The organism is Nonomuraea sp. NPDC059194 (genome assembly GCF_042754765.1).
GTDB lineage: Bacteria > Actinomycetota > Actinomycetes > Streptosporangiales > Streptosporangiaceae > Nonomuraea.
Genome location: NZ_JBHZBH010000018.1, coordinates 154,973 through 166,868 on the forward strand (window position 1 = coordinate 154,973; position 11,896 = coordinate 166,868).

Annotated in this window: 13 protein-coding genes; 8 read left to right on the forward strand and 5 right to left on the reverse strand. The window is 72.7% G+C overall.

Annotation, left to right across the window (positions count from 1 at the left end; translation table 11 throughout):
* Complete coding sequence (locus tag ACFXJ8_RS22750) at positions 1–1,395, reverse strand: PucR family transcriptional regulator (protein ID WP_379645930.1); 1,395 nt, start codon at positions 1,393–1,395, stop codon at positions 1–3.
* Between the two features lie 89 nt (positions 1,396–1,484).
* On the opposite strand from ACFXJ8_RS22750, the gene ACFXJ8_RS22755 reads away from it, so the two are divergent.
* From ACFXJ8_RS22755 to ACFXJ8_RS22775, 5 genes are read left to right on the forward strand one after another with little or no spacing between them, the layout of a single operon-like run.
* Positions 1,485–2,567 carry a DUF917 domain-containing protein gene (locus ACFXJ8_RS22755; RefSeq protein ID WP_379645931.1) on the forward strand — a complete coding sequence of 361 codons (1,083 nt, stop codon included), beginning with the start codon at positions 1,485–1,487 and terminating at the stop codon, positions 2,565–2,567.
* Positions 2,564–3,874 (forward strand): hydantoinase/oxoprolinase N-terminal domain-containing protein, encoded by a 1,311-nt coding sequence (locus ACFXJ8_RS22760; protein ID WP_379645932.1) that lies wholly within the window; start codon positions 2,564–2,566, stop codon positions 3,872–3,874. Before ACFXJ8_RS22755 ends, ACFXJ8_RS22760 begins: the two co-directional genes overlap by 4 nt.
* 29 nt (positions 3,875–3,903) lie before the next feature.
* The gene (locus ACFXJ8_RS22765; RefSeq protein WP_379645933.1) at positions 3,904–5,217 is read left to right on the forward strand and encodes a purine-cytosine permease family protein; all 1,314 of its coding nucleotides are present in this window, start codon (positions 3,904–3,906) and stop codon (positions 5,215–5,217) included.
* Between the two features lie 14 nt (positions 5,218–5,231).
* A complete protein-coding gene (locus ACFXJ8_RS22770; RefSeq protein ID WP_379645934.1) occupies positions 5,232–6,749 on the forward strand; it encodes a hydantoinase/oxoprolinase N-terminal domain-containing protein in 1,518 nt (505 codons plus the stop codon).
* Complete coding sequence (locus tag ACFXJ8_RS22775; RefSeq protein WP_379645935.1) at positions 6,742–7,800, forward strand: DUF917 domain-containing protein; 1,059 nt, start codon at positions 6,742–6,744, stop codon at positions 7,798–7,800. Before ACFXJ8_RS22770 ends, ACFXJ8_RS22775 begins: the two co-directional genes overlap by 8 nt.
* 258 nt (positions 7,801–8,058) lie before the next feature.
* Here ACFXJ8_RS22775 and ACFXJ8_RS22780 read toward each other — a convergent pair whose 3' ends face one another.
* Positions 8,059–8,601 carry an SMI1/KNR4 family protein gene (locus tag ACFXJ8_RS22780; protein WP_379645936.1) on the reverse strand — a complete coding sequence of 181 codons (543 nt, stop codon included), beginning with the start codon at positions 8,599–8,601 and terminating at the stop codon, positions 8,059–8,061.
* Between the two features lie 318 nt (positions 8,602–8,919).
* On the opposite strand from ACFXJ8_RS22780, the gene ACFXJ8_RS22785 reads away from it, so the two are divergent.
* The gene (locus ACFXJ8_RS22785; RefSeq protein WP_379645937.1) at positions 8,920–9,735 is read left to right on the forward strand and encodes a GNAT family N-acetyltransferase; all 816 of its coding nucleotides are present in this window, start codon (positions 8,920–8,922) and stop codon (positions 9,733–9,735) included.
* 134 nt (positions 9,736–9,869) lie between these two features.
* On the opposite strand, the gene ACFXJ8_RS22790 is transcribed toward ACFXJ8_RS22785, so the two are convergent.
* Complete coding sequence (locus ACFXJ8_RS22790) at positions 9,870–10,028, reverse strand: hypothetical protein (protein WP_379645938.1); 159 nt, start codon at positions 10,026–10,028, stop codon at positions 9,870–9,872.
* 106 nt (positions 10,029–10,134) lie between these two features.
* Here ACFXJ8_RS22790 and ACFXJ8_RS22795 point away from each other — a divergent pair, with 106 nt between their 5' ends.
* Together ACFXJ8_RS22795 and ACFXJ8_RS22800 are read left to right on the forward strand one after the other, a co-directional pair.
* Positions 10,135–10,536: a hypothetical protein gene (locus ACFXJ8_RS22795; protein ID WP_379645939.1), complete on the forward strand. Its 402-nt coding sequence runs from the start codon at positions 10,135–10,137 to the stop codon at positions 10,534–10,536.
* A 49-nt stretch (positions 10,537–10,585) separates the two neighbouring features.
* Entirely contained in the window at positions 10,586–11,035 is a 450-nt protein-coding gene (locus tag ACFXJ8_RS22800) for a MerR family transcriptional regulator (RefSeq protein ID WP_379645940.1), read from the forward strand.
* Here ACFXJ8_RS22800 and ACFXJ8_RS22805 read toward each other — a convergent pair.
* Together ACFXJ8_RS22805 and ACFXJ8_RS22810 are read right to left on the reverse strand one after the other, a co-directional pair.
* The gene (locus ACFXJ8_RS22805; RefSeq protein ID WP_379645941.1) at positions 11,010–11,339 is read right to left on the reverse strand and encodes a hypothetical protein; all 330 of its coding nucleotides are present in this window, start codon (positions 11,337–11,339) and stop codon (positions 11,010–11,012) included. The genes ACFXJ8_RS22800 and ACFXJ8_RS22805 overlap by 26 nt on opposite strands.
* Before the next feature lie 58 nt (positions 11,340–11,397).
* A partial coding sequence (locus ACFXJ8_RS22810) for a recombinase family protein (RefSeq protein WP_379645942.1) occupies positions 11,398–11,896 on the reverse strand: 499 nt, incomplete at its 5' end.

Consider the following 11,896-nt stretch of genomic DNA (forward strand, 5'->3'; position numbering starts at 1 on the left):
TCATATCCTTGCCGCCCTGCACGCCAGCTGCAGCGCCAGGCGCTGCTGGGGGTCGCCGAGGTCGGCCTGCAGGAGCGTCTCGATGCGCCTGATGTTCCTGCTCACGGCGTTGCGGTGCATGCGCACCTCCTCGGCGGCCTTGGCGGGCGAGCCGTGATGGTCGAGATAGGCCCTCAGGATGTCGAGCAACATCCCTGCCCTCTTCTGTTCCAGTATCGGCTGCAGCAGTTCCCGCACCGCCTGCTGCGCGGCGTCGGAGGAGTACCACTCCTCCAGCATCCGGTCCAGGCCGGCCAGGTCGTAGGTGGCCAGCGCGGTCGAGCCGCGGCGCAGGGCCGTACGGGCCTCGGAGGCCGAGGTGCGCAACCCGAGCACGCCCTGGTGGGCGGTGCTGACCCCGCAGCGCAGTTCGACGCCCGCCGGCCGTACCCGGTCGAGCAGGTGCGCGGCGTCGACGGCGGCGGTGCGCAGGCCCGCCCGCCCCAGGTCGCGCGGCGAGGTGCGGACCACGATCAGCGCGCCGTCGGCCATCGCGACGCTCCACTCGGGCCCGACCAGTTCCCGCACCACCCGGGCCGCGCGCGCCGCGACGGTGTCGAGCAGCGCGTACGGCTCGGGCCCCTCCACGCGCAGCACCACGTGCCAGCCGTCGACGGGCAGGCCGAGCGTCCGCGCCCTGGGGGCCAGCTCCTGCGCCTGCTTCTCCGGCGCGATCAGCAGCTCGGTGAGCACCTGGGCGCGCGAACGGGCGGGCGCCTCCTGTGAGGGGCCCGCGGCCGCCGCCAGCTCGGCCAGCCGCAGCACGATCCTGGTCGCCCGCCCGAGATGGTCGTGCCTGTCCGGCGCGGAGAAGTCGGCGTCCACCTCGACGCCGAGCGCCGCCGCGGCCTCCTCGGCCATCCGCGCGGGCACGCCGCCCGCGCCGAGCACACCGCGCACCGCCTTCTCGGCCCTGACCAGCGCGTCGGCGGCGTCGCCCGCGATGGCCCTGTCGATCGCGACCACCAGCTCGGCCAGATCACCGTCAGCCGCCAGCAGCGCGACCCCGGCCCGCTCGGCCAGCGCGGCGGTGCCACGCCCCACCTCGACCCCGGCCAGCGCGGCGCCCCCGCGTCCCACCTCGGCCCCGGCTCGGTCGCCGAGAACGCCGGTGTCACGCCCCGCCTCGGCCTGCGCCGTCAGCACCAGGGCCACCGCGCCCGCCGCGCCCGCATCGCGCAGCGCCACCTCCAGGCGGTACCCGGCGGCCTCGCGCGAGGCCGCCCCCGTCAGCACCAGCACCGAGCCCGGCGGCTGCTTCACCACCTGGCGCAGGTCCTCCACCAGCCTGACACCTGTCGCGGCGCGGGCGGTGCTCGGGCCTGCCAGACGTCGCAGGCCGTCCACCTCGTCCATTCCCGAAGTGTGCCACGAGCCCACTGATCAGCCAAAAGGGTTCTGTGAGCACACCAAGGGCGGCCCGTGGGCTTCCTACTGTGGGGTGCATGCACATCGACACCGGGTCACTGCCCGCCTACGCCAGGGGCTGCGCCGTCCTCGGCTCGGGCGGCGGCGGCCCCGTGACGATCGGCAGGGCCGCCGCTCTCCAGGCGCTGTCCGACCACGGGCCGGTCCGCGTCGTCCAGCCCGCCGACCTCGACCCCGACCTGCTGGTGATGCCCGTCGGCAGCGCCGGCTCGACCGCGGTGATGTCCGAGCGCGTCGGCGGCGCCGACGAGCCCCTGCACCTGCGCCAGAAGATCGAGCAGCTGTACGGCACGCCGGTCGGCGCCGTGATGGCCAGCGAGATCGGCGGCGCGAACGGCTGCCTGGCCGTCGCCTGGGCCGCCCGCCTCGGCCTGCCCATCGTCGACGCCGACGGCATGAGCCGCGCCTTCCCCCGCATGGACCAGACCGTCATGCAGCTGCGCGGCATCTCCCCCACCCCCGCGGTGCTCTGCGACGGCCGCGGCAGGACCGTGGTCATCGACCACGTCGACGGACGCTGGCTGGAGCGGCTGGTGCGCGCGGCCCTCGAACCGTTCGGCGGCCAGGTGGCCACCAGCGAGTACCTCATGCGCGGCCACCAGGTCGCCGCCGCCACCGCGCTCGGCTCGGTCACGCGCGCGCTGCGGCTCGGCGCCGATCTGCCCGCGCCCCTCGTCTCGGGCAAGATCGCCGAGACGGGCTCGATCGTCATCGAGGGCCTGGGCGCCGACCTGGGCCGGCTGGTGCGGATCGAGGCGGGCACCGAGTTCCTGGCCGTCCTGGAGGACGGCGTGCCGCTGGCGGTGGTGCCCGACGTGATCGCGCTGCTCGACGCCCGCACCGGCGAGGTCGTCGACGCCGAACACGTCAGGTACGGCCTGCGCGTGGACGTGGTGCGGGTCCCGTGCGACCCGATCTGGCACACCGAGGAGGGGCTGCGCATGGCGGGCCCGGAAGCCTTCGGACTCACCGGCCTGACGGCCCCGCCCACCCTCCCACCGCCCCAGACCCCCTCCGCTCCCCCGGCATCCCCCGAGGACGGCGCGCCCGTCCCCTCCGAGGAGCCCGGCCAGGCGACACACAGGGAGGTGACACGGTGAAGGCCGGAGTCGACGTCGGGCCCACCAACACCGACGCCGCCCTGCTCGACGAGGCGGGCGCGGTCCTTTCCACCGTCAAGGTCGCCTCCGTTCCCGGCGACCCGGTGGCCAGCGTCACCGCCGCCCTGGCCGCGCTCGCCGCCCCGCCTCCGGCCCAGGTCGCGCAGGTGGCCGTCGGCCTGCACGGCGCGGCCGCCGCCGTCGACGGCCGGCGCGGCCTGTGCAGGGTCGCGGCGCTGCGCATCGGCGGCCAGGAGGCGCAGGCCGTCAGGCCGCTGTTCGGCTGGCCCGAAGACCTGCGGCGGGCCGTCGAGGCGGGCAGCGCGATCGTGGACGGCGGCGGCGGCCTCGACCGCGAGGACTGGACCCAGCTCGACAGGGACGCCGTCGCCCGCTTCGCCTCATCCGTCGCGGGCCGGGCGCAGGCGGTCGCCGTCACCGCACTCTTCTCGCCCCTCGACGCCGAGCAGGAGCACGAGGCGGCCGAGATCGTCCGCGCCGAGCTCGGCGACCTGCCGATCGCCCTGTCGGCCGACCTCGGCACGCTCGGCCTGCTCGAACGCGAGAACGCCACCGTCCTGGACGCCGCCCTGTCCGGCTTCGCCACCGGCGTGGCCGAACGCCTGGCGGAGGCGCTGTCGCCGGTCACCGCCGTCCACGTCACGCGCGGCGACGGCACGCTGATGAGCCTGGAGCACCTGGCCCGGCATCCCGGCCTCAGCCTCGGCAGCGGCCCCGCCAGCATGCTGCGCGGCGCGGGCGTGCTGACCGGGCTGGAGGACGCCGTCGTCGCCGACGTCGGCGCCAAGCGGATCAGGGTGGGCGTGCTCGCCGGCGGCTTCCCCGAGGAGGCCGTCGCGGGGGCGCGCATCGGCGGCGTGCCCGTCGGCCTGCGCATCCCCGAACTGATCAGGGTCGCCAGGCCCTTCGAGCCGGCCGAGCTGGCCGAGGCCGTCGACCGGATGCAGCCGGGCGCGGGACGGCTGCCGCTGGTGGTCGTCGGCGGCGGGGCGCATGCCGTACCGGATGGGCTGCATCCCGAGCACGCGACCACGGCTGGCGCGATCGGCGCGGCCACCAGCCCCGTGGGCGGGCAGTACGAGCGCATCGTGCGCCTGCCCGACCGGGCCGAGCTGCCCGCGGCGATGGAGGCGGTGGTCGAGCAGGCCAGGGCCAGCGCCGTCCGCGCCGGGGCCGATCCCCTCAACGTGCGGATCCTCGAGGCCGCCGACACCACGCTGGCCTACCTCCCGGGCCCCTTCGTACGGCTGCGCGCCAGGGCCGCGGGCCCGCCCGCGCGGCTGTGACCACAACCCCCCGTGAAAGGCATGTATTGATGGCGACAACGACGACGGACGAGGACTACCCGCTGGAGCGGGTCCCGCAGAGCGCCCGCTATCCCTGGTTCAACGTGGCCGTGCAGCGCTTCGGCCAGCTGTCGGATCTGACCCAGTTCCTGCTCGGCGCCACCCTCGGTGCGGGCCTGTCGTTCTGGGGCGCGTTCTGGGCCTTCACGCTCGGCTCGGTGATCCTGGAGATCGTCTGCATCTTCGTGGGCATCGCCGGCATGCGCGAGGGCCTGTCGACCTCGGTGCTGGCCCGGTGGACGGGCTTCGGCCGCTACGGCTCGACGCTGATCGGCGTGATCATCACCCTCAGCCTGTTCGGCTGGTTCGGCGTGCAGACCGCGGTCTTCGCCGCCGGGCTGCACTCGATCATGAGCTGGCTGCCGTTGTGGGTGTGGTCGCTGATCGCGGGCCTCGGTGTGACCGCGCTGGTCATCCGCGGTTTCAAGGCGATGGGCCTGACGGCGTTCATCACCGTGCCCGCCTTCCTCGGCCTGGCCGGATGGGCGATGTGGGTGGAGATCTCCCGTCACGACCTGGGCGCCCTCGTCGCCTCGCCGCCGTTCGGCGAGCCCATCTCGATCGCCACCGGCGCCACGATCGTGGCCGGCTCATACATCGTCGGCGCGGTCACCACGCCCGACATGACCCGCTTCAACCGCAATACTAGCGATGTGATCAAGCAGACGCTGGTGGGCATCTCCCTGGGCGAGTACGTGCTCGGCCTGGCCGGCGTGCTGCTGGCCTACGCGGTGAAGTCCTCCGACGTCATCGCCATCATCACCGCCTCCTCCGGCGTGGTCGGCGTCATCGTGCTGATCTCCGCCACCGTGAAGATCAACAACTGGAACCTGTACTCGTCGGCGCTCGGCCTGCTCAACGCCGTCGAGTCCACGATCGGCATCAAGCTGAACAGGGTCGCCGTGACCGTCGGCATCGGCGTGCTCGGCAGCATCCTGGCGGCCATGGGCATCCTGGAGCGCTTCACCGACTTCCTGCTCGTCCTCGGCGTCATCACCCCGCCGATCGCGGGGATCATGGTGGCGGAGTACTTCGTGGTCAAGCGCTGGCGGCCCGCGCTCGAAGCGTCCCGCGAAGAGGGCAGGCTGCCGGAGACCGAACCCACCTGGGTGCCCGCCACGCTGGTCATCTGGGCGGCGGCGGCACTGGTCGGCTGGCTGAGCGAGCAGTACCAGTGGATCGGCATCCCGGCCCTGAACTCGCTGCTGCTGGCAGGTCTGGCCTACATCGTCGCGGGCAAGCTCGGCCTGGTCCGGGGCACCCGCGAACTCCTCACTGTCTGAAGGAACCCATCTACATGCGCATCGGCATCGACGTCGGCGGCACCAACACCGACGCAGCCCTGATCGGAGACGGCGGCGACGTGCTGGCCACCGTCAAGTCCCCCACCACGGAGGACGTCACCAGCGGGGTCGCCGCGGCCCTCGCGGGCCTCGGCGCCACCCAGGTGTCCGCAGTCATGATCGGCACGACCCATTTCGTCAACGCGCTGGTCGAGGCGGCCCGCCTGGAGCCGGTCGCCGCCGTACGGCTCGGCCTGCCCGCCACTGCCGCGCTGCCGCCCATGGTCGACTGGCCACCGCGCCTGCGCAAGGTCGTCGAGGGCGCCGTCTATCTGTGCCACGGCGGCCACGAGTACGACGGCGCCGCCATCTCCGAGCTCGACCCCGACGAACTGCGCGCGGTCGCGGCCGACATCAGGCGCAGGGGGCTGCGCTCGGTGGCGATCTCCTCGGTCTTCTCCCCCGTCAGCGACTCCTCCGAACGGCGCGCGGCCGACCTCCTCGCCGCCGAACTCGGCCCAGAGGTGCACCTCTCGCTGTCCAGCGAGATCGGCCGCGTCGGCCTGCTGGCCAGGGAGAACGCCACCATCGTCAACGCCGCGCTGCGCCCGCTGGCCGAGCGGACCGTGGCCGCCTTCGTCCAGGCGCTGCGGGTCGCGGGCATCGACGCGCCGCTGTTCCTGTTGCAGAACGACGGCACGCTCATGGACGTCTCCAGGGCGCTGCGCTACCCGGTGGCCACCTTCGCCTCCGGCCCCACGAACTCGATGCGCGGCGCCGCCTACCTGTCGGGGCTGACCGACTGCGCGGTCGTCGACATCGGCGGTACCACCACCGACGTGGGCATCCTGGTCGACGGTTTCCCCCGCGAGGCCTCGGGCGAGGCGATGGTCGGCGAGGTCCGCACGAACTTCCGCATCCCCGACGTACTGTCGATCGGCATCGGCGGCGGGTCCGTCGTCGCCGACGACGGCTCCGTCGGGCCGCGCAGCGTCGGCTACCGGCTGCCGCAGGAAGCGCTGGTGTTCGGCGGCGCCACCCTGACCGCCACCGACCTGGCCGTCGCCGCCGGACACGCCGACATCGGCGACCCCTCGCTGGTGGCCGACCTCGACCCCGCCGGGCCGTTGAAGGTGATCGCCGAGCGCGTGGCCGACGCGGTCGACAGGATGCGCACCTCGCCCGAGCCGCTGCCGGTGGTGCTGGTCGGCGGCGGCAGCGTCCTGATCGCCGACCTGCCGGGCTTCGACGACGTGCGCAGGCCCGACCACTTCGCCGTGGCCAACGCCGTCGGCGCGGCCATCGCCCAGGTGGGCGGCGAGGTGGACAAGGTCTACTCGGGCCCGCGCGAGGCCGTACTGCGAGAGGCCAAGGCCGAGGCCGTCGCCCGCGCCGAACGGGCGGGCGCGCGCACCGGCAGCGTGCGCGTCGCCGAGGTGGAGGAGGTCCCGCTGGCCTACCTGCCCGGCGACGCGACCCGCATCAGGGTGAAGGCCGTCGGCGACCTGGACTTGGAGAAGATCAATGCGTGAGATCGGCATCGAGCAGCTGGACGACATGGCCAGGGGCGCGGGCATCCTCGGCACCGGCGGCGGCGGCGACCCCTACGTCGGCAAGCTGCTGGCCAGGGAGGCGATCAGGCGCCACGGCCCGGTCAAGCTCGTCGACATCGCCGAGGTTCCCGCCGACGCGACCGTCGTGCCCGTCTCCGGCATGGGCGCGCCGACCGTGCTGCTGGAGAAGCTGCCCGCGGGCACCGAGGAACTGGCCGCGCTGCGCGCGCTGGAGGCCGTCATCGGCCGCCGCGCCACCCACATCGTGCCGATCGAGGTCGGCGGGGTGAACTCGATGATCCCCATCGCCGCGGCCGCGCAGGCCGGGCTCCCGCTGGTCGATGGCGACGCCATGGGCCGCGCCTTCCCCGAGGCGCAGATGGTGCTGCCGACGCTCATCGGCGTGTCGAACACGCCCATGGCCCTGGCCGACGACAAGGGCAACACGCTGGTGCTCAACGCCGTCTCCAACCACTGGGCCGAGCGCATCGCGCGCGCCGCCTGCGTCCAGATGGGCTGCCAGGTCTCCAGCGCGGACACGGTGCTGCGCGGCGACCAGCTCGCCGACGGTCTCGTCCCGGCCACGCTGACGCTCGCCGAGGAGCTCGGGGCAGCCGTACGGCAGGCGCGCGCCGCCCACGCCGACCCCGTCGCGGCGGCCACGTCCGCGCTCGGCGGCGTCAGGCTGTTCACCGGCAAGGTCGTGGACGTCGAGCGGCGCACCACCGGCGGGTTCGCCCGCGGCAAGGCGCTGCTGGCGGGCGAGGGGAGCTTCGAGCTCAGCTTCCAGAACGAGCACCTGCTCGCCCGCAGGGACGGCGCCATCGTCGCGACGACCCCCGACCTGATCTGCGTGCTCGACACCGACACCGGCGAGCCGGTGACCACCGAGGCGATGCGGTACGGCCTGCGGGTGACCGTGATCGGCGTCCCCTGCGACCCGCGCTGGGTGACGCCGGCGGGCCTTGATCTGGCCGGGCCCCGCTACTTCGGCTACGACTGCGACTACCAGCCCCTGCCGTCCGCCTGACCTTCCGGCTTCGAGCTGCCACTCGAGGCCTTCCCTGCCCTGGCATCACGACCGGGGCAGTTGTCGGCCGGGGCCGCGTGCGCTTTCCTCCGCCACGCGCCCCCCGGCCGTCACCCGATGCCTCCACACCCCGGCCCCGACCCCGCATCCCGCCACGGGTTGGAGGGTGCGCACGAGAAGGACAGGGTGAAGGGTCAGATCGGCTGGTTCCGCAGAAATCACCGTGCCTTCTCTGAACCAAGGCCAAGTGAGCCTTACTCAGCGGCACATCGCGTCGATGAGATCCGAGAAATGCGGGAACTCTGCTCGTGCGGCAGTCACGATCTGGGTGGGGGCACGGCGGCGGCCGGGTGCGTGCCTCTCGGCGATCGCACCGAATGCCTCATTTGGCTGCGTAAGGGAGTCGGAGTCCCTGAAGGCCTCGGCGGGGCCCAGACCGGCGGCGAACAGCCAGAGGAGGTCGCCGAGATCCCGGGCGATCAAACCGCGCTCCCCCTCGGAACCGATGTGGACAACGGGCTGGTCGATGATCGCCGCATCGGGCCGTACCAGCCAGAAGCCGGTGTAGTCACCCGCCCCGGTCGCGCCGAAGAAGCGGAACTCGCTGCCGTCGACCTCTTGGTTGCCGGTCCACAAGCGGAACCACCATGCCGTCCGGTCGGGCTCCTCGAACCGATCGTATGGCTCGAAGTCACAGCCCCGGGCCTCGTCGGTCTCCTCGTCCCACTCCCACTCGAAGCCGACCTGGGCCACCTCGGCCAGGGCAGTAGGCAATGCGAGATCTTCAGATATGTCCGCCACCCCGAAAGATTAGAACGATTGTGATTCAAGCATGGGAGGCGCCGCCGCGTCGGCGGCACACGCCCCGCATCCGAGGGAGATCAATCGTCATGACCACCTTCCACCGCCGTCGACTGACCGAGGAAGCAACTGAGGCCTCTATCTACCACGCCTGCCGTTGGACGACAGGATCGCGACAGCGCTTCGCGGCAAGAAGTGTCAGTAACGCTATGTGACGGGCAGTCCGGTGACAGGGTTGAGTAGCTCCAGCCGCTGCAGGCCCGCAGACTGTAGAATGCACATGCGAGTGCCTCAGCCGGGCATGCTGCAATGATCGTCGTGGATACGAATCCGTCGATCAAGGAATCTGGCCTTACGCTCGCGATGGAGCAGAATCTCGCCGAGCATGCCTGCCACCTGCACCGGAATCTGCAAAGCGCGTCCGTCACCGAGACCGGCGACCTGCTGATCGCCGACAGCGGCCTGGGCGACGACACCTTCAACATCGTCTCGGCGGCCCGCTTCACCCCGGCCACCGCACGGGCCCGGGCCCGCACCGCGGAAACCGCCCGGACCCTGGCCGCCACCGGCCGCCCCTTCTCCTGGTGGGTGGGCCCCGCCTCCACACCGGCCGACCTTGCCGAGCACCTCAAAGCCGCCGGGCTCGAAGCCTCGGAGACCGAGACAGGCATGTGGAAGGACCTGCGCGCGCCCCTCCCCGAGGCGCACGCCGACGGCCTGGACATCCGCCTTGCGACCACCCCCACCCAGCTCGCCGACTACGCCATGGTCCTGGCTGCGAACTGGACCCCGCCTGCCGCCACCGTGCGCCGGTTCTTCGCCGACGCCGCTCCATGGGCGCTCGCCGCCGACTGCCCAGCCCGGTACCTGGTCGGCTACGTCGACGAGCGTCCCGTCTGCTCGGCCGAGGTTTTCCTGTACGCGGGCGTCGCTGGGATCTACAACATCGCCACTCTCGCCGCCGCCCGCCGCCGCGGCTATGGCGGCGCCATCACCCTGGCCACCCTGCACACCGCCCGCGACGCGGGCTACGAGACCGCGGTGCTGCAGGCATCCGCCGACGGCGAACCCGTCTACCGCCGCCTCGGCTTCACCGCCTGCGGCCTCTTCACCGAGTACGCCATCACCCCCTGATCCGTCACAGCAACCATCCCACCCCTCAGCCCTGACACACTCCTCGGACGAAACCCGCCAGACGGGGACCGGCCGCAGGGGCTGGCCGCAGAGGCCGGGCTGGGGCTGCCGTTGATTCGAAGGGGCACGGTCCGCTACGCCTGGTCGCCCGCCTCGCTGAGCGCCATCACCGGCGCGCCCGGCGCTTGGACCTGCCGCCCGGTCCGGTGCCTGGCCTGGTGTTCGGCTGGGCTGGTGTGGGGGTTCGGGGCGACCACCTGGGCGACCCCGACAACCCCTTCACCGAACGGCATCCGAGGAAGATGAGTACAGAAATTAGCGCTGGCTGCCCTCCGGTGATCTGAGGCTCTCCAGAGGGGACTTGCATTCGGTACCCAGGTACAGGCTTACCGTCGGTTCATGACACAGCACATCGCCCTGGACCAGGGATGGGTCCCGTCGGCGTGCACCCTGCCGACCGCCGAGCAGCCGCTGCGGGTGGCGGAGTTCGACGCCCTGTTCGCCGACGCGGTCCGGCAGATACGGCGCCACGGCCGCGAGCACCTGCTCCTGGACCTCGCCTTCACCCCCAAGCACGCCGCCCGCGCCGCCGAGCTGGCCGCGCGAGAGAACGGCTGCTGCTCCTTCTTCACCTTCGCCCTCACCGGCAGCGCCATGACGCTGGAGGTACGGACGCCCGTCGAGCACGCCGACGTGCTCGACGCGCTGCAGGCCCGCGCGAGCACCGCCGCGCACGTGCCGGTCGAGGCCGCCCACGAGAGCGCGCGTACGGCAGAGCCGGCCGAGGGCCGCCCGGCATGAAGCACGACCTCACGCTGCACGAGGCCGCGCCGTACCGCGCAGCGGCCAGGTGGCCGAGCAGGCCGGGGTCAACCCGCAGACGCTGCGCTACTACGAACGGCGCGGGCTGATCGCCGAACCGGCGCGCAGCCCCGGCGGGCACCGCGCCTACTCGCCCGAGATCGTCACCCTGCTGCGGGTGATCAAGGCCGCGCAGCGGCTCGGGTTCACCCTGGACGAGGTCGCCGAGCTCATCGACACCGGACGCCGCGGCCACCCCACCCCGGACCTGCGCGCCCGCGCCCAGGCGAAGATCGCCGAGGTGGACGAGCGGATCGCCGACCTGACCACGATCCGCTCCGCGCTGAGCGCGGTGGTCTCCGCCGGGTGCGACAGCCTGACGAACTGCACCTGCCCCGACTGCCCAATGCCCTTCGCCGACCTCGCCGACCTCGCCGCTCCGCCCGACGGCCATGCCCCGGCCACGCCCGCCGTTACCCAAGGAGACGCGACCACGTGAGCAGCCGCCCCGAGCACGAGCATGACCGTCGGCACGGCCGCACGCCCCTCCCGGTCGCCTTGACCGCCCGCGGGCAGGCTGCAGACGAAACCGGCAGCGCGGGCGCGGGTGGCGGGCCGCCGCTGCGCAGCAAGGTCAGTGCCGCGCTCGCGGTGCTGGCGTGCGCCGCCTGCTGCGCCCTGCCCGTGCGCAGCAGCACCCCGCCGCCGAACCCGGCGACCGCCGACAGCAGCGCCAGGGCGAAGGCCGCCAGCGAGGCGATCAGCAGCATCGGCACCAGGGTCGGCGCCAGATCTGGGCTCACCGGCCCAGCCTGCCAGCACACCCCGGCAGCGGGACAGCGCGGACGGGGGCCCGGTGTTTCAGCTGGCCGCGGCGGCTTCGTCGTGATCGCGGAGCATCCGCAAGACGGTGGCAGGTGAGGGGTGCCGGCCCTTCCTCCTGCCCTTGGTGATGACCAGGGCGGCCGCGATGTCGCGCAGGCTGAGACCTTGGGTGTCGCGCAGATGCAGGGCCATGGACAGCATGGCGGGGTCGGTGACGCTGGCGCCACCGATGCTCTTGCCGCGGGCGCGGGCCGATTCGTGGCCTTCCAGGGTGCGGTCGCGGATGTACTCACGCTCCATCCCCGACAGCGCGGCCAAGACGGTGAAGACGATCCCGGACGGGTCATGGCTGCCCTGCAGCTCGCCGGACAGGAACTCCAAGGCGATGCCCGCGGCGCGGAGCTGTTCGGCCAGGGCGGCCAGTTCGATCCCGCGGCCTAGTAGTACTTCGTTAGGTGGTTGATCACTTCGTGTGATCAACCACCGCGCCGGATTCGAGATCATGGTGCGGTGACACCTGACGAGATGGCGCTCC

Bases quoted from the DNA above. Each gene is read 5' to 3' on its own strand.
- ACFXJ8_RS22750 (WP_379645930.1), bottom strand. From the start codon at position 1,395: ATGGACGAGGTGGACGGCCTGCGACGTCTGGCAGGCCCGAGCACCGCC.
- ACFXJ8_RS22755 (WP_379645931.1), top strand. From the start codon at position 1,485: ATGCACATCGACACCGGGTCACTGCCCGCCTACGCCAGGGGCTGCGCC.
- ACFXJ8_RS22765 (WP_379645933.1), top strand. From the start codon at position 3,904: ATGGCGACAACGACGACGGACGAGGACTACCCGCTGGAGCGGGTCCCG.
- ACFXJ8_RS22770 (WP_379645934.1), top strand. From the start codon at position 5,232: ATGCGCATCGGCATCGACGTCGGCGGCACCAACACCGACGCAGCCCTG.
- ACFXJ8_RS22775 (WP_379645935.1), top strand. From the start codon at position 6,742: ATGCGTGAGATCGGCATCGAGCAGCTGGACGACATGGCCAGGGGCGCG.
- ACFXJ8_RS22790 (WP_379645938.1), bottom strand. From the start codon at position 10,028: ATGCCGTTCGGTGAAGGGGTTGTCGGGGTCGCCCAGGTGGTCGCCCCG.
- ACFXJ8_RS22795 (WP_379645939.1), top strand. From the start codon at position 10,135: ATGACACAGCACATCGCCCTGGACCAGGGATGGGTCCCGTCGGCGTGC.